Source organism: Caldicellulosiruptor diazotrophicus, from assembly GCF_017347585.1.
Classification (GTDB): domain Bacteria; phylum Bacillota; class Thermoanaerobacteria; order Caldicellulosiruptorales; family Caldicellulosiruptoraceae; genus Caldicellulosiruptor; species Caldicellulosiruptor diazotrophicus.
In genome coordinates, this window is sequence record NZ_AP024480.1 from 1787435 (window position 1) to 1809863 (window position 22429).

The 22429-nt window shown below is 37.0% G+C and carries 17 protein-coding genes; 2 read left to right on the top strand and 15 right to left on the bottom strand.

Translation table 11 applies throughout. From position 1 onward, the window contains the following. Window positions 1–26: 26 nt before the first annotated feature. Together CaldiYA01_RS08685 and CaldiYA01_RS08690 are read right to left on the bottom strand one after the other, a co-directional pair. The gene (locus CaldiYA01_RS08685; RefSeq protein WP_207178845.1) at window positions 27–1157 is read right to left on the bottom strand and encodes a YIP1 family protein; all 1131 of its coding nucleotides are present in this window, start codon (window positions 1155–1157) and stop codon (window positions 27–29) included. Window positions 1158–1162: 5 nt separating this feature from the next. After that, window positions 1163–2719, bottom strand: coding sequence for a zinc ribbon domain-containing protein (locus CaldiYA01_RS08690; RefSeq protein WP_207178847.1), 1557 nt, complete (start codon window positions 2717–2719; stop codon window positions 1163–1165). Window positions 2720–2935: 216 nt separating this feature from the next. Here CaldiYA01_RS08690 and CaldiYA01_RS08695 point away from each other — a divergent pair, with 216 nt between their 5' ends. Then, entirely contained in the window at window positions 2936–3787 is an 852-nt protein-coding gene (locus CaldiYA01_RS08695; RefSeq protein ID WP_207178849.1) for an NPCBM/NEW2 domain-containing protein, read from the top strand. 71 nt (window positions 3788–3858) lie between these two features. Here the strand turns inward: CaldiYA01_RS08695 and rpoD are convergent, their stop codons facing one another. From rpoD to tig, 6 genes are all read right to left on the bottom strand, one after another. Continuing rightward, a complete protein-coding gene (rpoD, locus tag CaldiYA01_RS08700) occupies window positions 3859–5112 on the bottom strand; it encodes an RNA polymerase sigma factor RpoD (protein WP_207178851.1) in 1254 nt (417 codons plus the stop codon). A gap of 3 nt (window positions 5113–5115) precedes the next feature. Continuing rightward, window positions 5116–6969 (bottom strand): DNA primase, encoded by a 1854-nt coding sequence (dnaG, locus tag CaldiYA01_RS08705; protein WP_207178855.1) that lies wholly within the window; start codon window positions 6967–6969, stop codon window positions 5116–5118. Continuing rightward, the gene (locus CaldiYA01_RS08710) at window positions 6966–7970 is read right to left on the bottom strand and encodes a deoxyguanosinetriphosphate triphosphohydrolase (protein ID WP_207178856.1); all 1005 of its coding nucleotides are present in this window, start codon (window positions 7968–7970) and stop codon (window positions 6966–6968) included. The genes dnaG and CaldiYA01_RS08710 overlap by 4 nt, the downstream gene beginning before the upstream one ends. A gap of 184 nt (window positions 7971–8154) precedes the next feature. After that, the gene (gene clpX, locus CaldiYA01_RS08715) at window positions 8155–9456 is read right to left on the bottom strand and encodes an ATP-dependent Clp protease ATP-binding subunit ClpX (RefSeq protein ID WP_207178857.1); all 1302 of its coding nucleotides are present in this window, start codon (window positions 9454–9456) and stop codon (window positions 8155–8157) included. A 30-nt stretch (window positions 9457–9486) separates the two neighbouring features. Beyond that, on the bottom strand, window positions 9487–10074 hold the full coding sequence (gene clpP / locus CaldiYA01_RS08720) for an ATP-dependent Clp endopeptidase proteolytic subunit ClpP (RefSeq protein ID WP_013403820.1): 588 nt from the start codon (window positions 10072–10074) through the stop codon (window positions 9487–9489). Window positions 10075–10151: 77 nt separating this feature from the next. Further along, window positions 10152–11468 carry a trigger factor gene (tig, locus tag CaldiYA01_RS08725; protein WP_207178858.1) on the bottom strand — a complete coding sequence of 439 codons (1317 nt, stop codon included), beginning with the start codon at window positions 11466–11468 and terminating at the stop codon, window positions 10152–10154. 272 nt (window positions 11469–11740) lie between these two features. On the opposite strand from tig, the gene CaldiYA01_RS08730 reads away from it, so the two are divergent. Beyond that, window positions 11741–13225, top strand: a complete 1485-nt coding sequence (locus CaldiYA01_RS08730) for an L-fucose/L-arabinose isomerase family protein (protein WP_207178861.1) — start codon at window positions 11741–11743, stop codon at window positions 13223–13225. A 69-nt stretch (window positions 13226–13294) separates the two neighbouring features. On the opposite strand, the gene CaldiYA01_RS08735 is transcribed toward CaldiYA01_RS08730, so the two are convergent. The 7 genes from CaldiYA01_RS08735 to lipB all read right to left on the bottom strand — a co-directional run bounded on the left by CaldiYA01_RS08735 (window position 13295) and on the right by lipB (window position 22388). After that, window positions 13295–14575, bottom strand: coding sequence for an L-rhamnose isomerase (locus tag CaldiYA01_RS08735; RefSeq protein WP_207178864.1), 1281 nt, complete (start codon window positions 14573–14575; stop codon window positions 13295–13297). A gap of 23 nt (window positions 14576–14598) precedes the next feature. Next, window positions 14599–15366, bottom strand: a complete 768-nt coding sequence (locus tag CaldiYA01_RS08740; protein WP_207178867.1) for a DeoR/GlpR family DNA-binding transcription regulator — start codon at window positions 15364–15366, stop codon at window positions 14599–14601. Between the two features lie 39 nt (window positions 15367–15405). Then, on the bottom strand, window positions 15406–17877 hold the full coding sequence (locus tag CaldiYA01_RS08745; protein WP_207178870.1) for an alpha-ketoacid dehydrogenase subunit alpha/beta: 2472 nt from the start codon (window positions 17875–17877) through the stop codon (window positions 15406–15408). 26 nt (window positions 17878–17903) lie between these two features. Beyond that, window positions 17904–19268, bottom strand: a complete 1365-nt coding sequence (gene lpdA, locus CaldiYA01_RS08750) for a dihydrolipoyl dehydrogenase (protein WP_207178872.1) — start codon at window positions 19266–19268, stop codon at window positions 17904–17906. A 25-nt stretch (window positions 19269–19293) separates the two neighbouring features. Further along, on the bottom strand, window positions 19294–20655 hold the full coding sequence (locus CaldiYA01_RS08755; protein WP_207178875.1) for a dihydrolipoamide acetyltransferase family protein: 1362 nt from the start codon (window positions 20653–20655) through the stop codon (window positions 19294–19296). Between the two features lie 150 nt (window positions 20656–20805). Beyond that, the gene (gene lipA / locus CaldiYA01_RS08760) at window positions 20806–21681 is read right to left on the bottom strand and encodes a lipoyl synthase (RefSeq protein WP_207178877.1); all 876 of its coding nucleotides are present in this window, start codon (window positions 21679–21681) and stop codon (window positions 20806–20808) included. Continuing rightward, window positions 21678–22388: a lipoyl(octanoyl) transferase LipB gene (lipB, locus tag CaldiYA01_RS08765; protein WP_207178879.1), complete on the bottom strand. Its 711-nt coding sequence runs from the start codon at window positions 22386–22388 to the stop codon at window positions 21678–21680. Before lipB ends, lipA begins: the two co-directional genes overlap by 4 nt. Between the last annotated feature and the right edge of the window lie 41 nt (window positions 22389–22429).

The following is a 22429-nucleotide window of genomic DNA, read 5'->3' on the forward strand; positions in this document are numbered from 1 at the left end:
TCAATCTCAAAATCTCATTCTCATATTTATCTAACCCTGTAAAACTCATACTTACCCCTACCCGAACCAGGAATAGGCTCCAATATCAATTTATTGCCCTCAACTTTGTAATAATACCCTTCTTTTCCAGTTAATATTCCTGTAAGATATAACTTATTCCCATTTATCTCCCAATTTCCACCTAACCAATAATAATTAGCCTTAAATGTTCCATCTGAGTTGAACGTAATAGTATCTTTATCATCTGACCAGGTACCAATAATGCTATTTGAACTAAAACTTGTCGTACCAACTCCTCCTGAGCTTGCCATTCCATTAGCTAAGGCAAACATGACTATTGCTACAACAATAATGCATACGATATACGTTGTCGCAGTGATGTAAAGCGCTGTAGTATCTTTATTTTGTGATAAAGTCCTAATTGACCAAAAGTTAAGAATTGTATTTGTGATAATACCAAAAATACCTAATAAAATTACAAGCCATATAGCAATAAACTGCAATAACAGATTTAATAATACTACCCATACAATTGGAATAAGGCTTACTCCAACCGCACCTAATATAGCTTTAAAATCTACACTTTCTTTAATTATCATAAACGCTAACTTGAGAGTACCGCAATATAGAAGATACAAAAGAAACAAAATTATGAAGTTGTACAAAAAGGTTTTAAAGGATGAATAAGAATACAAAAGCCCTGATATTCCGATAAAATCTTCAACTAACTTTATACCCCTCCCCGCTAAAACAAGATTTTGAATAGAAACAAATACAAAAGTAAGAGTAGCAAACAAAACACCTACTTTGTAATCATTATTCTGTATAACCTTTGAAATAAAAACAAATGGATTTTTCAAAAATGCCCAAGCAAACTTTATTGTAAGATAACAATATCGAACTGCTGAGTTAATTACATCATTTAGGGTTAAAGTATTAGTAGATTCCTTTTTCTTTTCTTCAGCGGTATTTACAGTCTGCTCAATACTTTCGCTTTTAACATCCTCACTAGCTTTCGCAGTATTTTGAGTATCGTTCAATGCTTCACCGCTTGTAACTTGATTGCCAGTTGTCTGACTCACCATCGTTTGATTTGTTTGGCAAGTGCAAACCTCACATTCCTGAAGTTCTCTACCACAGTATGGACACTTTGTCATTTCAATCACACACTCCCTTCATCTAGTTTGTATTCTTTAATCTTGCCATCTTCCGGCCAATTATAAAACCATGGAGCCTCTATTCCAACAATAATAAAGTTCTTTGTATTTTCATCCCATACAAGCGTGTAAACCTGTGCAGTTACTTTTTCAGGAATATCTTGTGGTGGAGAATCGTCCTTGTAATATACTGCATCTTTATAGTAAATTTTTGCAGTAACTTTTAATGTTATTTTTCCCTCTTCATCTTTAAACAATTGTAATGTTCCAAAATTAAACTCTGTTTTTGTAACTTTACCTGTAAATTTTTGTTCATAATCTTTTAGTTCCTGAATTCTATTTGAAAATGTTTGTTTTAATTCATCAGAAATGTGCAAAAACTTATTCGGATCCTGAGATGTCATAGCAGTTCTGTAAGACTTTTCAAAATCATTAATAACAGAAGCAACCTTTTCGAAGGTCGAATTATTAGTATCATCGTTTGAAAGTGTATTTGGAATTGTAATGCTATTTGACCAGCTGCCAAGTTTTACAGAAGTTGTTTTCACTTCACCCCATGGAAGTTTTATTTTTGCATTAAATTCACTTCCGTCACTTACAGGTCCAAATTTAGACGCATCTTTTACCAAAACACCAGTTGGCTTACCGTTCAAAACTATCTCTGCATCTTCAAAATCTGAGTTTACCTCTACATAGCGCGGATAAAGATATAGTTCAGCTGTGTATTGGTTATAGTTACTAAAATCTGTACTGTAAATTTCTTCTTCATCAATCTTTTCTAATGTACAATACGGACCTTTATATTCAGCTTTAACCTTGTATATCCCAGCAATCAATGGACCTATTGAAATTTCCTGAGATGGATCTGAAACTGAAGCAATGTTTTTACCATTCAAGTATATTTTTGCGTCCTTTGTATCACACTTCACTTTTAAAAAGTAATTTTTTGCTGCAATCTTATATTTCGTGAAGAAGATCAAGCCTTTGCCTGTAGGTTTTAAGAGAAAATCATTTGAATAATCTTGAGTTGAGAAAAGATCAGATAAAATATCAGTTAGAGATCTATTCTTTTTATCTGAGGATGAATTTGAAATTGATTGAATTGCTTCATCTAACGCTTTGAAAACACCGTTTATGTATTCAGGCTTTGTCTGACACAACTCTAAGAAAGCTTTTAGATTATCTTGTGAAATTTGTTCACCTGTTTCATGAACAAGTATTTGGGAAAGCATTTTTGTGTCTTTATTTTTAACAGCTTCCTTGAATTCATTCACAACCCTTTGGGGAGAATATATTGACTTTCCAATCGTTACAAACAATATTAAGAACACTAGGAAACCTACAATTCCGCAAAGCCAAGGCAAAAGTTTTCTGTCAAATTTAAATTTTAAGCTTGGAACTCTAAATTCTTTTGTTTGGCCCTCAAAGTATTTCTCTAAGAAGAACTCTTTCTTTGTCCTTTGCAAATTACTCAAAATCTTTGACTTTAAGCTCTCTCCACACTGAATACATACTTTCTTCCCATTTTCAATTGTAGCACCACACTTGGGACAGTAAAGCAACTTTTTTCCCTCCCATCATCATTCTTTAATATAATTCGACACTATTCGACATTATTCGACAAATTATATACTTTTAAGGTGTAATCTTGATTTAATTATAATTTTTCTCGTATATAAATGCAAGAGCTTATTTATCTCAAAATATGGTTGACATTAAGTTTTTCGTTTTGTATATTAAATAGCAGGAACAAAATCTCTTCTAGGGAGGTTTAGGAAATGAAAAAGCACATCTCAGTATTTATAACCATATTTGCTGTTATCTTTTGTTTTGTTGCAGTTGCGTCATCTCCAACAAATTATAAGACAATGTACGAAAAACTTTTGAAAGATTACAATTCTCTAAAAACTCAATATGACAAGCTAAAAAAAGAAAATGCTAATCTTCAAGCAAAGGTGAATGAACTTAGCAAAAAGGTATCGACAAGCCCAGTTTATGAGTATCAAAGAGATATTATCCTAAATGGAGTAACACTCAAATACAAAGTTCCATTTTTAAACTATAAAGGGATGAGATTTGTTCATCTTGACTCTATTCTTTACTGTTTCTACAATAAAAATATTGCACCTTGGAAAATTGATGACAACAAAAAAGCATTGGTTATTGGACCTAATTTAACACCAAATGGAGGCATCTTTTTGACTGATTTGCCATTAAGCGACTATTATTCAATAGACTTTAATCCAGTTTCTAATTCAAATGAGGTCACAATATTAGGCGCAACAAAGGGCAAAAATATTGTGTGGCGAGCATATAACACACAATGGTGGGATGAAAATGATAGTAGAAGATATACTTTTGTTCAATATAAACTCAATGGAGATTATAAAAAGTTAAATCTAACCCTTGGGCTTGACGATGATACAGATGTCGGGGCAAGTGGTGTCTTCAGAATCTATTTAGATGGTGAAAAGAAATATGAAAGCCCAATTGCAAAGGGTGAAAAAACTAAAAATGTATCATTAGAAGTTGTAGGAGGAAATACGTTAAAAATTGAATTTTATATAAATCAACACTATAGAAATCTTCAAGCCTTTCCTGTCGTTGTTGATGCAGTATTATATAAATAAAGTGTAAAATCGATGAACTCTGTAACAAAAGCAGGGACTACCTGCTCAAAGGTAGACCCTGCTTTTTATTACTATTCCAAAAAATCCTTAAGCTTCTTACTCCTGCTTGGATGTCTGAGTTTTCTCAAAGCCTTTGCCTCAATTTGACGAATTCTTTCACGTGTCACGTTGAACTCCTTGCCAACTTCTTCCAAGGTGCGGGCCCTGCCATCTTCAAGGCCAAATCTGAGCTTTAAAACCTTCTTTTCTCTTTCGTTCAAAGAATCCAAAACCTCTAAAAGCTGCTCTTTTAACATTGAATATGCAGCTGCTTCAGATGGTGCAAGAGCATCATCATCAGGGATAAAGTCACCCAAGTGGCTGTCTTCTTCCTCACCGATTGGCGTTTCCAATGATACAGGCTCCTGAGCAATCTTCAAAATCTCACGCACCTTTTCAACAGGCATGTTCATCTCTTTTGCAATCTCTTCAGGCGTTGGCTCTCTTCCTTTTTCTTGAAGAAGCTGGCGTGATACCCTAACTAACTTGTTTATTGTCTCAACCATATGAACAGGAATTCTTATAGTTCTTGCCTGGTCGGCAATTGCTCTTGTTATTGCCTGGCGAATCCACCAGGTTGCATATGTTGAGAATTTATAGCCCTTTCTGTAGTCAAACTTCTCAACTGCTTTTAAAAGTCCCAAATTACCTTCTTGAATCAGGTCTAAGAATAACATTCCACGTCCTACATATCTTTTTGCAATGCTAACAACAAGCCTCAAGTTTGCCTCAGCAAGCCTCTTTTTTGCCTCTTCATCGCCCTGTTCAATCCTCTTTGCAAGTTCAATCTCCTCTTCTGGTGTCAAAAGAGGAATTTTGCCAATCTCTTTGAGATACATTCTAACAGGGTCATCTATAGCAATACCTTCAGGTAGATTTTCCAAGTCGTCTTTTAAAAGCTCCTCTTCAGATACTCTGTCGTCAACCACATCAATTCCCATACTCTCTAAGGTATCATAAATGTTCTCAATCTGGCTTGCATCAAGCTCTACCTTGTCAAGAATTTCCTGTATTTCAGAATATGTCAGAAAACCTTTGCTCTGACCAAGTGATATTAACTCCCTGACCTTCTCTCGTATAAGTGTCTTCTTTTCCTCACTTATTTTCTTACTTTCTGATTTATTTTCTGAACTCTTTTTACCAGACTGCTTTTCCTGATTTTCATTTTTCTGTGATACAAACAATTGTTCATCAACTTCTTGTCGATTTTCGTTCTCATTATTTTTATTTATATTTTCCCCATTGAGTTTTTTTACCTCATTGTTCTCCATGTTCTGCTCTGGCATCCCTCAAATTCCCTCCTTTCTATCTTTGATTCTCCTAATTTGCGTTTGCAACCTTAACACCTTTTCATTGTCTCCTCTCTTTTGTGCTTCCAACATTTCTCGTTTTAGCCATAACATTTTATTATTATTTGTTTTAAGCTCATCTATTGCCTTTTTGGCTGCTTCTTCTGTTTCGAATCCTTTTGAGGAAAAGCTTGTTAGTTCTGATAATATCTTCTCGTCATTGACAAATGTCAAAAGCATCGAATAGGTCAATTCCATCCCCTCATTAATTAAGTTTTTTATTGAACTAAAAAGCATTTTTATATCCTCGGTACAGAAATCATCTTCAGTAACAGAGTTTTTGATACTTTCTGACTTGTTAGCCCATTCTACATAGATGGATAAAAGGTCTATATCATTCTTTTTGATTCTTTCTTCTTCTGATAAATTACTCTTTTGCTGAACTTCCCTAAAATGTTGAATACTTTCTAAACGTTTTAGTTTTATGTTTTCACTTTTGGTAAATTCTTTTAATATTACTTCTTCATCAATTTGTGCAAGTTGTGATAATTTTCTTACATATTCCTGTCTCTCAACCTCATTTGTGATTGGCATTAAAATCTTTTCAAAGTATTCTTTGATAAATTTAAACTTCTGATCTGATTTTGATAAATCATAGTTAGAAGAAATCTGCTTTACTTTAAAATCTATTACAAACATAGCATTTTGTTTTTTTAGTAAAAACGCATCTTTCCCAAATTTTTTTATAAACTCGTCAGGGTCTTTAGCATTTTCAAGTTCCATAACCTTTACCATAAGGCCGCTTTGGTAAAGTATATCAGCAGTTCTAAATGTAGCGTTTTTGCCTGCTTGGTCACTATCTAAACAAAGAACAACCTCATTTTTGTATCGCCTCAGAAGAAAACTATGATCTTGTGTAAGTGCTGTGCCTAAAACCCCCACAACATTGTCTATACCTTCTTGATGAAGCGAAATTACATCCATATACCCCTCAACAATTACAAAATCTTTTTCTTTACTTGATTTTGCAATGTTAAGACCATATAAAATTTTTGATTTTGAAAATATTAGAGTATCTGGAGAATTCATATATTTAGGTGTTTGCGAATCATCAATTATACGACCACCAAATCCAATTACTCTGCCCATTGTATCGAATATAGGAAAAATGAGTCTTCCTTCGAATCTACAATAATTTTTTCCATTTCTCTCAATAAAAATTCCACTTTTATCAATAATCTCTTTGGAATACTTTCTTGAGAGCATCTCATACAAATTATTATTATAAGGACAATATCCAAGCCCAAACTGCTTTGCAGTTTCTTTTTTGATCCCCCTTTTCAAAACATACCTTGCAGCATCTATATTTTCTCTTAAATACAATTGCCTCTGAAAATATTCTAAACAATCATGGTGAAGAGAAATAAGCTCTTCTTTTTGTTTAGCTAACGCTTTATCTCTTGACGACTGAGCCTGAGTAAAATCTACATCAATCTTAGCCTTCTCCGCTAAAACCTTAAGTGCTTCTGTAAATGTTAAATTTTCCATCCGCATTACAAAATGAATAGCATTACCTCCAACTCCACATCCGAAACAGTGAAATATCTGTTTTGCCGGCGAGACATAAAAAGAGGGCGTCCTTTCTTGATGAAAAGGACAAAGCGCTCTGAAGTTCACTCCCACTTTTTTAAGTGGCACATACATTGAGACAACATCAACAATGTCAATTTTGCTTAAAACCTGTTCTACAACTCTTTCCAACACATTATGTTCACCTTCGCATTTTTTAAGACAATTTAATTTTATTTCGACAAATTTTTTAAAATACCTTTTAGCATTTTTAATAAAAATCAAAGTTTGTTCCATGGTGATGGTAAGAATAATTCATAAAACTTTCGCATAGCATATCTATCTGTCATTCCAGCTATATAGTCAACTATTGCTTGTTCCTTGCCAAACCTGTCGATATTCCTTTTCACATCGTCTGGTAAAGCATCACAGTTCGACATAAAATACTCATACAGAGCTTGTATAATATACTTAGCTTTACTTTCATCCTTCTTTGCCTCGGAACCAATATAAACATTTTCAAACATGAACCTTCGCAAAGTTTGCATAGCATAAAAAACATCTTCACTCATGGAGATTTCTGGCTTGTCCATACTATTTTTTATTATATCCCTAATTAATGTATTAATTCTCTCTCTCTTAGAATATCCAAGTATTTTAAGACAGTCTTTCGGCAGGTCATCTTCTTTCAATATGCCCGCTCTCATAGCATCGTCAATATCATGGTTAATATAAGCAATTCTGTCAGCAAACTGGACAACTCTACCCTCTAAAGTGGCAGGCGTTCTTCCCCACACATGATTCAAAATCCCATCTCTTACTTCAAATGTTAAATTAAGACCTTCTTCACCTTCCAAGAAATCTACAACCCGCAAACTCTGGACATTGTGTGAAAATCCGATTGTAGTTATTTTATTTAAGATGTCCTCGCCTGCATGACCAAATGGTGTGTGACCCAAATCATGACCAAGTGCTATTGCTTCTGTCAAATCTTCGTTGAGCCTCAGTGCTCTTGCAATGGTTCTTGCAATCTGGGCAACCTCTAAAGCGTGTGTAAGTCTTGTTCTGTAATGGTCACCTTCTGGAGATATGAACACTTGGGTTTTATGTTTTAGCCTTCTGAAAGATTTGGAATGTATTATCCTATCTCTATCTCTTTGAAACTCTGTCCTTACATCACATTTTTGTTCTGGTTTTTGCCTTCCTTTTGAATTTTTTGAAAGTGTTGCATAGGGAGAAAGAATCTTTTCTTCTAAACTCTCCTGATACTCTCTTATTTTTAACAAAACTTCTCACCGGACCTTTTAAAAGTTTCTTTTTTGTCTTATTTATATTCCACTTATTATAATATCTAAATTCTCTACAAACTCAAAATTCCCTTCTTTGAAACGAAAAATTCAAAAAGAAGAAGGCTGGTATGTTTATCCAGCCTTCTTCCTATATCGTCAGTTCTACATCTCAAATTTTGTGTTATGAGACATTTCCTCTTCTTTCCTGAAGTCGATGTTTTAGTCTCGGCCTTTTCTGAACTTTCTTGTTCTCATTTATTATTACAATAGGTTTGTCTTCTTTTAAAACAGCAGCTTTTGTAATAACAACCTTTTCTATTTTATCATTTGACGGAATCTCAAACATTACATCAAGCATAATCTCTTCCATTATAGCTCTAAGCCCTCTTGCACCAGTGTTGCGTTCAATAGCCTTGTCAGCAATTGCTTCTAATGCATCTTTTTCAAACTCCAGCTCAACGCCATCCATCGCAAAAAGTTTCTGGTACTGTTTTACAAGAGCATTTTTAGGTTCTGTTAGTATCTTTATCAAAGCTTCCTTGTCAAGTGCATCTAATGTAACTATTATAGGCACACGTCCTATAAATTCAGGAATCATTCCAAACTTTAGGAGGTCCTGAGGCATTATTTGTCTTAATATATCCCCAATCTTTTTCTCTTTTTTGCTCTCAATCTTTGCGTTAAAACCAAGTGTCTTTTCACCAATTCTCTTTTCAATTATCTTTTCAATACCCTCAAAAGCCCCGCCACAGATAAACAGGATGTTTGTTGTGTCTATCTGTATAAACTCCTGGTGCGGATGTTTTCTCCCACCCTGTGGCGGTACAGAAGCAATAGTCCCTTCCAAAATTTTGAGCAGTGCCTGCTGCACGCCTTCGCCTGAAACATCTCTTGTGATAGACGGATTGTCAGACTTTCTTGCAATCTTGTCAATCTCATCTATATAAATTATACCACGCTCTGCTCTTTCAATATCATAGTCAGCATTCTGTATGAGCCTGAGCAGGATATTTTCAACGTCTTCACCAACATAACCTGCTTCTGTCAAAGTTGTTGCATCAGCTATTGCAAATGGGACATTTAACATTTTTGCAAGAGTCTGTGCAAGGTATGTTTTTCCAGACCCTGTTGGTCCAAGCATCAAGATATTGCTCTTTTGAAGTTCAACATCGTCTTTTTTAGTGTCGTGGTAGTATATCCTCTTGTAGTGGTTATATACAGCAACAGACAAAATCTTTTTTGCGTGGTCCTGACCAACAACGTATTGGTCTAAAAAATCTTTTATTTCCTTTGGAGTTGGAAGTCTGTCGTCAAACTCATTGTATTCTTCTTCTTCAAAATCCTCTGAGATTATTTCAGAACAAAGCTCAATGCACTCATCACAGATATAAACCCCGGGACCAGCAACAAGCCGTCTTACTTCATCCTGTGACTTCCCACAGAATGAACATCTTAGCTGTTTCTTTTCTTCAAATTTAGCCAATTTTGAATCACCTCAAATTAAAAGAAGAATTTATGGACGCCTTTCAATCACCTTGTCAATGATACCGTATTTTAAAGCCTCTTCTGCTGTCATGAAAAAGTCGCGGTCTGTATCACGTTCAATAACTTCAATTGGTTGACCGGTCCTCTCTGACAAGATTTTATTTATTCTGTTTTTTATCTTCAAAATCCATTCAGCATGAATTTTTATATCTGTTGCCTGACCGCGAACACCACCAAGCGGCTGATGTATCATTATCTCGCTGTTTGGTAGGGCAAACCTCTTACCTTTTGCACCTGCCGCAAGCAGGAACGCACCCATTGACGCTGCCATACCAACACAGATTGTTGAAACATCAGGTTTTATATATTGCATTGTGTCATAGATTGCAAAGCCTGCTGTAACAGAACCACCAGGTGAGTTTATATAAAGGTAAATATCTTTGTCAGGGTCTTCAGCCTCTAAGAAAAGAAGCTGAGCAACTATAAGTGATGCAATATCGTCTGTAATCTCACCGCTTAGGATTACTATTCTATCTTTTAAAAGCCTTGAATATATATCATATGCTCTCTCGCCACGGTTTGTCTGCTCTATAACTATTGGAACAAGTGCAGACATAATTTTTCCCTCCTTTATCCAATAAACAATTTAGTGACACTAAAAATATCAATTCTCACTCAAAAGCTTGGTTTAATTCAATTCTCCTGATTTTCAATTTGATTATCTTCACTTATAATTTTAGCATTTTCGTAAATAAAATCTATAGCCTTATTTAGGATTATACCCTCTTTTATATATTCAATATCATCTTCAGAAAGTCTTTCTTTGAGCTTATCAACTTCCAAATTATACATCTTTGCAAGTCTTTCAAGCTCTTTTTGAAGCTCTTCATCTGTTGCCTGGATATTTTCTACCCTTGCAATCTTTTCCAGGATAAGGTTATTTCTTACAGCTTTTTTTGCTCTTTCTCTAAACTGGCTTCTAAATTCCTTGTCAGTCTTTCCTATAGCTTGCAGGTATCTATCGTATGTCATGCCAAAGTACTGCAGGTTTCTTACAACATCTTCAACATAATAATTTATCTGATTTTCAATCATTGGTTCAGGAATATCTATTGAAGTATTTTGGGCAATTTTTTCTAAAATCGCATCAATCATCTCGTCTTTTGCTCGTTGGTCATTTTTCTCTTTAATTCTGTTTCTGATGCTTTCCTTCAATTCTTCTAACGTTTCAAATTCACTGACATCTTTTGCAAACTCGTCGTCAAGCTCAGGAAGCTCTTTTACTTTTATATCTTTCACTTTCACCTTAAAAGTTGCTTTTTTACCAGCAAGCGAAGGTTCTTGATAATCTTCTGGGAATGTTACCTTTATTTCCTTTTCCTCACCCTTGTTCATACCAATAATCTGCTCTTCAAACCCCGGTATAAATGCGTTAGAACCTATTGTAAGCTCATAATCATGAGCAGCACCACCTTTAATCGGCTCTCCATCCACAAACCCTTCAAAGTCGATCGTGACAATATCGCCTTGCATAACTTCCCTTTCAACAGGAACAAACCTTGCATTTTCCTCTCTCAAGTGTTCAAGCTCGTGTTCTACTTCTTCTTCAGCAACAGGATATTCAATCTTTTTGATTTCAATTCCCTTATATTGTCCAAGCTCAAACTCAGGTTTTATATACACTTCAGCTTTGTATATTAAGCTCTTTCCTCTCTCGACCTGAACAATATTTACTTCTGGCCTTGAAACAACTTCAAGTTTGCTCTCTTCAATCACTTTTGGATATGTCTCATTTAAAACATAGTCAATAGCATCATCATAAAATACCTCTTCGCCATAAGCTCTCTCTATCAAAGACCTTGGAGCCTTGCCAGGTCTAAAACCTGGAATTTTGAAATATTTTGCGTTTTTCAAATAAGACTTTTGAAGACCTTCTTCAAACTTTTCAGCCTCAACCTCAACCTCAATTATTGCTTTGTTTGTACCTTTTCTTTCAATCTTGAACTCCATTCTAATCCTCCCTCAAAAAGATTTATTTTAAATTTTTCATTGCTGTCGGTCTAATAAAAAGTTATATTTTAACTATGATATTGTAGCATAAAAGTTTTTATTTTAAAAGTGGATTTTGAAAAGTTTGCTTCCCAACTTGTATGTGAACAATTTTTTGATTTTAAATGGAATATAATGGAATTATTTTATTGTATGCACAAGTTGAAAGGTATATAATTAAATTATAAAAACATTTCTGAATTTATAAGAACATTTTGGAGGGAATATTTAAGATGATTCAAAACATACCTGAAGTAAAACTTGGAATTGTGGCAGTTAGCAGAGACTGTTTTCCAATTACACTTTCTGAAAAAAGAAGAAAAGCGGTAGTTGAAGCGTGCAAACGTCTTGGCATTGACATCTTTGAGGCGAAGACAACAGTAGAAAATGAAAACGACGTTTTAAAAGCCTTAGACGAACTTAAAGCAGCAGGTGTAAATGCTCTTGTTGTGTATCTTGGAAACTTTGGTCCAGAAGGACCTGAAACAATGCTTGCACAAAAGTTCGACGGACCTTCCATGTTTGTCGCAGCAGCTGAAGAGACACAAGAAAATCTGTTTGACGGTCGTGGCGATGCTTACTGTGGTATGCTAAACGCTTCGTACAACATAGGTCTTAGAAAGCTCAATCCTTACATTCCTGAGTATCCTGTTGGAGATAGCAGCGAGGTTGCAAACATGATTGCACATTTTGTAGATGTTGCAAGGGTTGTGATAGGAGTAAAGAACCTTAAAATCTTCAGTTTTGGACCACGTCCACAGGATTTCCTTGCATGTAACGCACCAATAAAACCTCTTTATGACCTTGGTATAGAAATAATGGAAAACTCTGAGCTTGACCTGTTTGAGGCATTCAACAACCACAAAGATGACCCACGTATACCTGAGATTGTAAAACAAATGCAAGATGAGCTTGGCACTGGAAACAAACACCCAGGTATTTTGCCAAAGCTTGCTCAATATGAGCTCACCTTGATGGACTGGTATGAAAAATATCGTGGCAGCTGCAAGTTTGCAATATTTGCTAACAAGTGCTGGCCAGCTTTTCAGACACAGTTTGGGTTTGTTCCATGCTATGTAAACGCAAGGCTTGCATCAAGAGGTATTCCAGTTGCATGTGAAGTTGATATATACGGGGCACTGAGCGAATATATAGTGACACTTGCAACACAGCTTCCCGCAACAATCCTTGATATAAACAACACAGTGCCAAAAGATATGTACGAGGCAAATAAGGACAAGTTCAAAGATTATAAGTTAACAGACCTTTTTATGGGATTCCACTGCGGAAATACTCCAATTTGCCATATGAAATATGCAGAGATGAGATACCAGCTCATTATGCACAGACTTTTAGAACCTGACAAAGAACCTGATATCACTCGCGGAACACTTGAAGGCGCAATAAAACCTGGTGAAATAACAATATTCAGGCTTCAGTCAACAGCTGACTGTCAGCTCAGGTCGTACATTGCACAGGGTGAGGTAATTGACATTGACCCACGATCATTTGGTGGAATTGGTGTGTTTGCAATAAAAGAAATGGGAAGATTCTACAGATACGTTCTGATTCAAAAGAGATTCCCGCATCACACAGCAGTTGCATTCAAACATGTTGGAAAAGTTCTATTTGACGCAATGAAAATGCTGGGTGTTGATGACATATCGTTCAATCAACCAGCAAATATGCTCTACAAGGACGAAAATCCGTTTAAATAATGTGGATATAAAAAGGGCTGCAGCCGGTTTTATGTAACCTAACCGCAAGCTGCAGCCTTTTTTTGTTTTTTATATCCTACTTTTCAACACCTTATCCTCGTATTCCTTTACTTTGTCAAGCCAGCTGCTTCCAACAGGGACGTTACTTTCATAGCAGAACTTGTTCCACACAGCACCAAATGGCAAAGTTTTGAACTCTTCTAAAAGCGCAAGCCGTTTCCCAAAATCCCCTTCATTTTCAGCTTCATTTAAAAGATGTGTTGGTTCAAGCAAAGCGTACAGAATTGATTTTAATGCAGATCTTGCGCCTGTCACCCAAGCAGTAATCCTGTTTATGCTTGCATCAAAAAAGTCCAATGCAAAAAACACCCTGTCAAAAGCATCTGCCCTTTTTACTTCCTGCGAAACAGACAATACCTCATCGTTCAGCACAACAACATGGTCACTGTCCCATCTCATACCACGGCTCAAATGCAAAAGCACCTTCTTTGAAAATGTTATAACTGATGAAATCTTGTCAGCCACACTTTCTGTTGGATGGAAATGTCCAAGGTCAAAACAAATTGCTATATCATGCTTGCTTGTAAAAACATAGCCCATGTAAAACTCATGAGAACCAACAACAAATGCCTCAGACCCAATTCCGAAAAGCTTGCTCTCAACAGAATCAACAAGATAGGTTTTGTCAACCGACGCAGCAAATATTTCATCTAAAGACTCTTTCAAAATCTTCCTGTACTCATACCTCTTTGCTGTAAAGTCTTTCGACCCATCAGGAATCCAAATGTTGTTTATACAAGTCTTTTTTAGTTCTTTCCCTATTTGGGATGCAATTTCTCTTGATTTTACGCCATGCTTTATCCAAAACTTTCTGACACCTTTATCTGTGCTTGAGAGCGTGTATCCTGACTGTGCCTTTGGATGGGCAAAAAATGTGGGATTAAAATCAAGCCCTATATCCTTTTCTTTTGCCCACTTGAGCCACTTTTCAAAGTGGTCAATTGAAAGCTCATCCCTGTCAACCTTTTTCCCATCTGTCTCAGCATATATTGCGTGAAGATTTACCTTGTGCTTGCCAGGAATGAGGCTCATAGCAAACTCTAAATCAGACCTGAGTTCATCGCCGTTTCTCGCCCTGCCAAAATAGTTTCCTGTTGCTAAAATTCCGCCACCGCCCATGCCTTTCGTTGCTTCTTCAAACCCTGTCACATCATCGCCCTGCCAGCAGTGAAGTGAAATACTAATCCCTTTCATCTTCTTTAGAACTTCATCTGTGTCAATACCAAAAGTTTTGTATACCTCTTTTGCTCTTTCATAATCAGCAAGAATTTTTTCGTAATCTAAGCTCATAAAAACCTTCCCTCCCTTTTCCCTCAATATAAAATCTCAACTCCACTTTCACGGGCAGCCTTTTCTATGTCTTCTGGAAGTGCTTTTTCGCAAACCCATATGTCAATCTCCTCAAGCCTTGCGTACGAAAACGGCATGTTTTTGCCCACTTTTGAAGTGTCCATAAGCATAACCACTTTCTGACTCCGGTCGATTATCCTTCTTTTGAGATCACCTTCATATGCATTTGAAACACTAAATCCTGTTTCAAGACAAAAACCTGATGCGCTCATAAAAGCAATGTCAATGTTCATTCTATCAAGAGAAAATATGGCATTTGGACCAGACACTGATAAGGTGTTGCTATTGACAATCCCGCCAAGCATCACAACAAAGACACTTTTCTTTTTCACAAGTTCGAGTGCAATATTAAGCCCGCTTGTGATGATTGTGAAATTGTCACTATCGAGTATTTTGGCAAGCCACATGATGGTAGAACCTGCGTCAAAATATATTGACCTGTTTTTTTCAACAAGTCCCTTTGCAATATTTGCAATCTTCATTTTTGCTTCAATATTTTCCTGAGCACGCTTTGAATATTCGTCTTCCTGGCCAGTCAGCTGCCACAGCTTCTTTGTGCTGATAGCACCACCATGCGTCCGAATGAGGTGTCCTTCCTTTTCAAGCGCAATCAAATCACGTCGCAGCGTCATGGTTGATACGTCCGGAAAAAACTCTTTGAGTTTTTGAAGCTGGATTTCCCCTTTTTGTTCTAATATATCAAGGATTTTTTGCCTTCTAAAATCATTCACAACACCACATCCCGAAAACTCATCTTGGATTTAAAAGTATTATATACCAAGTCTATTTGTCCTTAAAATCTCATTTGTTGTGAAGTTGTTCTTTGGCACATGACCTTTGAGCGGCATAATCCTCTCATGGATTGCATCAATGATCCAGTCAGCCTGCGGGAAGAAATAGTTTTCAAATTCGTATGCAGGTACAATCCAGTTTTTAGAACCAACTACAACAGGTGGCGCGTCAAGATAGTCAAATGCGAGGTCGGCAATTGTTGCTGCCATGTCTTTCAAAATTGAGCCCCTTGCACATGCGTCAGAAGCCAGCACAATTTTCCCTGTTTTTTTGACAGATTCAATCACCTTCTCATAGTTAAAAGGTACGAGCGACCGCGCATCAATGATTTCAGCACTAACACCATACTTTTCTTCCAAGATTTTGGCTGCATCAAGTGCTCTGTACAGTGTTGCTCCAACTGTCAGGATTGTAATGTCCTTACCTTCTTTTTTGATATCAGGTTCGCCAATTGGAACCTCATAATATCCTTCCGGTACGCCTTCTTTGTGGAAAAGCTCTCCAATGTCATACAGTCTTTGGCTTTCAAAAAAAATCACTGGGTCTGTGGAAGACAGTGCGCTGTTCATAAGACCTTTTGCATCGTAAGGTGTTGCTGGGAATACAACTTTAAGTCCAGGAATGTGAGAGACAATAGAAGACCAGTCCTGTGAGTGCTGTGCACCATATTTTGAACCAACAGAAACCCTCACAACAACAGGCATTTTCAATGTCCCTGCGCTCATTGCCTGCCATTTTGCAAGCTGATTGAATATCTCATCCCCTGCTCTTCCGATAAAATCACAGTACATTATCTCCACAACAACCCTACCACCACACATCCCATATCCAACTGCAGACCCAACTATTGCACCTTCTGAGATACAGGTGTTAAACAGTCTGTGGTATGGGAGCGACTCAGTAAGTCCTCTGTAGACCGCAAAAGCTCCGCCCCAGTCGCGCAAGTCTTCTCCGTATGAGATAAGTGTTGGATCTGTGTAGAACTTGTCAAGCAGCGCTTCAAATATTGCATCTCTGAGATTGAACACCTTTGCCTTTGGAACAGGTTTCCCGTCAACAATTCCTACTCTTATTTTGTTTTTTATCTGTTTTACACGCGGATTTTCTTCTTTTGGAATCAAAACCTCAGGAGTTCTGTCTTCCATCTTCTCAATCTTCTGGTTTGAGAACATATATCTTGCTATACCATCAGGGTCTTTCACAAGATTTATTCTTGGCGAAACATTTTCATCAACAGCAAGAGCACATATCTTTGTTATAAGATCTTTCACATAGCTTTGAATCTCCTCTATCTTTTCTTCTGTCATAACACCTGCTTTGATTAACTCATCCTTATAAGTTACAACTGGGTCTTGAGCTGCCCATGCCTCAATCTCCTCTTTTGTCCTGTAAGAAGATGAATCAGATGGAGAATGACCTGTGAGCCTGTATGTGACAATGTCCAAAAGTACCGGGCCTTGTTTTTGTTGCAGCAGGTATTTCTTTCTCTTCATTGCATCAATTACAGCCAGTGGATTGTAGCCATCAACACGCTCAGCATGCATCTGCTCAGGGTTAACGCCTGCTCCGACTCTTGCAAGCATGTCATATCCCATTGTCTCGCCGCGTGTCTGCCCGCCCATAGCATATTGATTGTCCATAAAATTGAAGATTATTGGAAGACCACCTCTGTATTCATCATCCCACAATTTTTTGTATTGGTCCATTGAAGCAAGGCACATAGCCTCCCATACAGGTCCACACGCCATCGAACCATCGCCAATATTGACAACAACAATGCCATTTTTCTTATTGATTTTCTTAAACAAAGCTGCTCCTACTGCAATGTCAGCAGACCCGCCAACAATTGCATTGTTCGGGTAAATTCCAAATGGTGGGAAGAACACATGCATAGACCCGCCAAGCCCTTTTTGAAAGCCTGTTTCTCTTCCAAATATCTCGGCAAGCGTGCCATACAAGAAAAAGTTGACTGCAAGTTCTTTAATGCTTGAGATATTTTTTAAGTTTTCTTCCACAACTCTAAGTATTGCTCCATTAAAATAACTTTCCATAATTTTTAAAAGCTCATTGTCACTGAGCTTTTCAATTGTTGAAAGGCCCTTAGCAATAACCTCTCCATGACTTCTATGTGAACCAAATATAAAGTCATCTTTATCAAGCACAAAAGCCTGGCCCACCGCTGCTGCTTCCTGACCAATCGACAGGTGTGCCGGTCCCGGGTAGTCATACTTTATTCCATTGTACTTCCCAGTCGTTTTTATTAAAGAGAGCATTGTTTCAAATTCGCGGATTATAAGCATGTCTCTGTAAATTCTAATCAGCTGGTCATCCGAAAAGTTTTGTCTCTCCTCTTCTAAGGTTTTGTTATACTGGTTTACAGGAATATCAAAAAATTTTATCCAGCCACTTTTTCTTACCTCGTTCGGGTCAATAAACTGTGACTTTGGCATCTTTAAACCAACCTCCCCCACAAATTCTATAGCTCAAATATGACCTCTCTTACGATTTCGCTAACCGTCGGATGTGGAAATACAATATCTTTTATATCTTCAACTCTCAGTTGCATCTCAATCATCACACCAACACCGAAAATTATTTCTGAGCTGTAGTTTCCTATCATGTGACAGCCAAGTATTGTTCTCTTCTTTCTATCAATCAATATTTTGCAAAGCCCGTCAAATTCTTCATTTTCGGCAACAAACCTTCCACTGTAAAGCATAGGAAGTTTTACAACTTCATATTCCAAAGCTTTTTCTTTTGCCGACTCTTCGCTCTCGCCCACCCATGCAACCTCCGGGTTTGTATATACAACAGAAGGAATAGAATTGTAGTTCACCTTCATCCTTCTTCCAAGCATATTCCATACAGCAACCTCTGCTTCTCTGTACGCTGTGTGAGCAAGCATGAGCTTTCCATTTACATCCCCCGCAGCATACACCTCTTGAACATTTGTCTTCATTCTCTCATCTGTTTTTATACACTCTTTTTCAACCTCAACTCCTATGTTTTCAAGTCCAAACCCTGTTATATTTGGTCTTCTTCCGACGCTCAGCAAAACTTTCTCTGCCTCTTTTTCGAAGATCTTTCCATCTTTTTCATACACCACTTTTCGGTCATCAATTTTAGTAACTCTTGCTGAAAGTTCAAACTCAACTCCCTTTTTCTTGTATGCTTCAAGCAGTATATTCGAAATTTCCCTGTCCATGCCGCCGCCAATGTGGTCAAGCATTTCAATCACAGTCACTTTTGAACCTGCCGAATTGAAATATGACGCCATCTCAAGCCCAACAATTCCCCCACCAATCACAACCATCGATGCTGGAACACTTTCAATCTCAAGAATTTCTCTGTTGGTCAGCACAAAACCTTTTTCAAGCCCCTCTTTCACGCCCTCAATTGGTGGAATGAAAGGCGAAGAACCGGTGGCAATCAAAAGCCTATCTGTAGCAAATTCTTTATCGCCCACCGCTACAATATATCCTTTGCTGTTTCTTCCCAAAATCTCTCCATGGCCGCTGAGTATTTCAGCACCGCTTTTTCTGAGCTTACTTTTTATTCCTGTCACAAGAGTTTTTATTACTTTGTCTTTTCTTTCAAGCACCTTTTTATGGTTTAACGTGATATTTTTTACTTCAACACCATATTTAAAACCATGCTTTGCCCCTTCTAAAATCTTTGCACTGTACAGTAAAGTCTTTGTAGGAATACAGCCTTCATTGAGACAAACACCGCCCAAATACCTTTCTTCTATCAAGAGCGTTTTAAGTCCTCCTTTTGAAGCCCTTTCCGCTGCCAGATACCCCGCAGGTCCACCACCTATGATTATAAGGTCGTATTTCATCTAAGTTTTCACCCTTTCTTCAGAATCAGAGTGCCAAAAGCAAATCAAAGTTTTCTAAAAGCTCCTTTAAATCCTTCAAAAACCTTGCTGCATCGGCTCCATCTAATGCCCTGTGGTCAAATGTTAGTGATAGCCCCATTGCAGGATAGAACTTTATATGTCCATCTTCTTCCTTAGGCCTTTGGACAATTGTATTTACACCCAAAATCCCTGTCTGAGGAGGATTTAGGACAGGCGTAAAACTTTCTATGCCAAAGCTTCCTAAGTTAGTGACAGTGAATGTTGCTCCTTTCAAAAGGTCTGGTGAGATTGTTCCTTTTTTGCAAAGGCCAATTAGCTCCTTTGCTTCTTTTGAGATTTGACTCAAACTCTTTTGGTTACAATTGAATATTGTTGGTACCATAAGACCACGCTCTGTGTCAACTGCAAACCCAAGATGAACATTCTTGAAATATCTCATTTTATCATCCAAAAAATGGCTATTGAGCAACTTATGTTTTGGTAAAACCCTTGAGACAGCAAAAAGGATTACATCGTTTATTGTGATATCCTCAAGTCCCAGTTTTTCTCTGTTTTCTTTTACTTTCTTTCTAAACTCAAGGACTTTACTTGCATCAAATGATGTATGTAATGTCAGCTGAGCTGTTGTGGTAAGTGATAGATACATAGCCTTTGCGATAGCCTTTCTGATGTTAGATAGCGGCACATCTTCATATTCTACATTCTGCCCAGAAGACTCAGAAGTTTTTGAGACATAGCTTTCCTGCTTTGCCCTTTCAATGTCAAAAGTTGTAATTCTACCACCAATGCCAGTTGGATCTAAAACTTCAACATCTTCAATTTCTTTTGCTTCCTGCTTTGCCGCACTTGTGAACACAGGCCCTGACTCAAAAAGTTTTAAAATGTCTCTTTCAATTATTCTTCCGTCCGGTCCTGAAGGTTTTGCAAACCTAAAATCAACATTTAACTTTTCAGCTAAGTTCTTTGCCCTGGGCGAAATTTTTATTTTCCCTTCAATTGGAGAATAGTGCTTTGAAATTTCTGTTTGAGTTTCCATCGGGACGTCTTGCTCAGCTGTCTGCAAATGTGAGATGTGATCTTTTTGATCTTCCAAGAAGGTCTTTGGATTGAACTTAAGTACATCCTCACCAGGTTCACCAATCACACACACATTTGTCAAGACAGGAACCTCTTCACCCTCTTCAAAGAAGATGTCAAGAAGCACACCACTTACCTTTGCCTCCTCATCAAAGCTTGCCTTGTCGGTCTCATAAGAAAATAAAAGGTCGCCAACCTCAACCTTATCACCTTTTTTCTTGTGCCACTTTGTAATTATACAGCTTTCAACAGTCTGCCCTTGCTTGGGCATTATTACAGGTGTTGCCATCTCAAAAAAACCTCCATTTGAGCTGTTTATTTATTTCTCAATACTTGATATATTTTTTCAGATACTTTGTTAATTTTGTTCATTTTCAATTCAATAATATCATTTTGTTTGTTTTTTGTCAATGTTATTTTGATTATTGTATTTTTAATTTTATATTTTGCGTATATTTTCAATTATATCTTTTGCATTCTCTGCCATATATGAACTTCTCACAAGAGGACCTGACATAACAAACTTAAATCCAATTGAAATTGCAAATTCTTTGTACTCTTCAAAGACATCTGGATGAACAAACTCAACAACAGGATGGTGATTCTTGGAAGGGGATAGGTATTGTCCTATTGTTACAAAATCACACTCTGCTTTCCTTAAGTCTTCAAGCGCCTTTTTAACTTCATCTTTTGTCTCACCAAGTCCAACCATGATACCCGATTTTGTAAATATATTCTTATCAATCTCTTTTACCATCCTCAAGACATCAAGCGACCTTTTATAACTTGCCAAAGGTCTTACGCAGGGATATAACCTTTCGATGGTCTCTATGTTGTGTGCAACAACATCAGGTGAAGCTTCTACAACCTTTGAAACTGATTCAAAACTACCTTTAAAGTCAGGAATTAGAACCTCAATCTTTGTGTGTGGGCTTTTTCCTTTTATGCTTCTTATGCACTCTGCAAAGTGAAAAGCTCCTCCATCTGGCAAATCATCCCTTGTAACAGAGGTTATAACAACATACTTTAGTCCCAATGCACCTACAGCATTTGCAACCATCTTAGGCTCATCACTATTTAACTTCACAGGTTTCCCTTTCTTGACATCACAAAATGTGCAGTTTCTTGTGCATACATCTCCCATAATCAAAAAAGTAGCAGTTTTTTTTGAAAAGCACTCATAAATGTTTGGACACTGAGCTTCTTCACACACCGTGTGAAGAGAAAACATTTTTAAAATTTCTATGACATCATCTATTTTTTGATCTGCCTTTACTCTTATCTTAAGCCAATCAGGCTTTTTTAGATAGCTCATCTTTCCATACCTTCTTGTGTTTGAATTTTTAGCAAATTGAAAAGCTCTTCTTTGTCCAAGATATTTAAACTCCTGCCGAAAACCTTTCCAAAATAAGTCTGAACCTTATCAACCACATCTTCAAACCGAATTGTGCTTCCAATCAGTCTTTCTAAGGATGTAACACCTCTATCTTTCAGTCCGCACGGAACAATCCATGAAAAGTGTTCAAGATCTGTATTTACATTGAAAGCAAACCCGTGCATGGTCACCCACTTTTTAACTGCTATACCTATAGCAACTATCTTGTCATTGCCAACCCAAACACCCGTGTATTTATCTTCATCCCTGTGCGCTTCAACATCATATTGGTCTTTTAAAAGCCTTATAAAAACCTCTTCTAAAAGATACACAAACTTTTTTATATCTCTATCTGTCAAAGCCAAATCAAAAATTGGGTATCCTACAAGCTGACCAGGACCGTGGTATGTCACATCCCCACCACGGCTTACCTCAAACACCTCGACATCCATTTTCTCTAAAAATTCCTCTGACACAAGTATGTTATTCCTACTGCCACGTCTTCCTATTGTGATAACAGGTGGATGTTCAAGCAACAGCAGTGTGTCACCAATCTTCTTTTCAACCCTCAAAGACCAAATGCTCTCTTGAATTGAAAGAGATTCCTGATAGTCTACCTTTTCTAAATAACAAACATTTATACACACTTTGCATATCTTCCTTTCATCATTGCCAATATACAATTTTA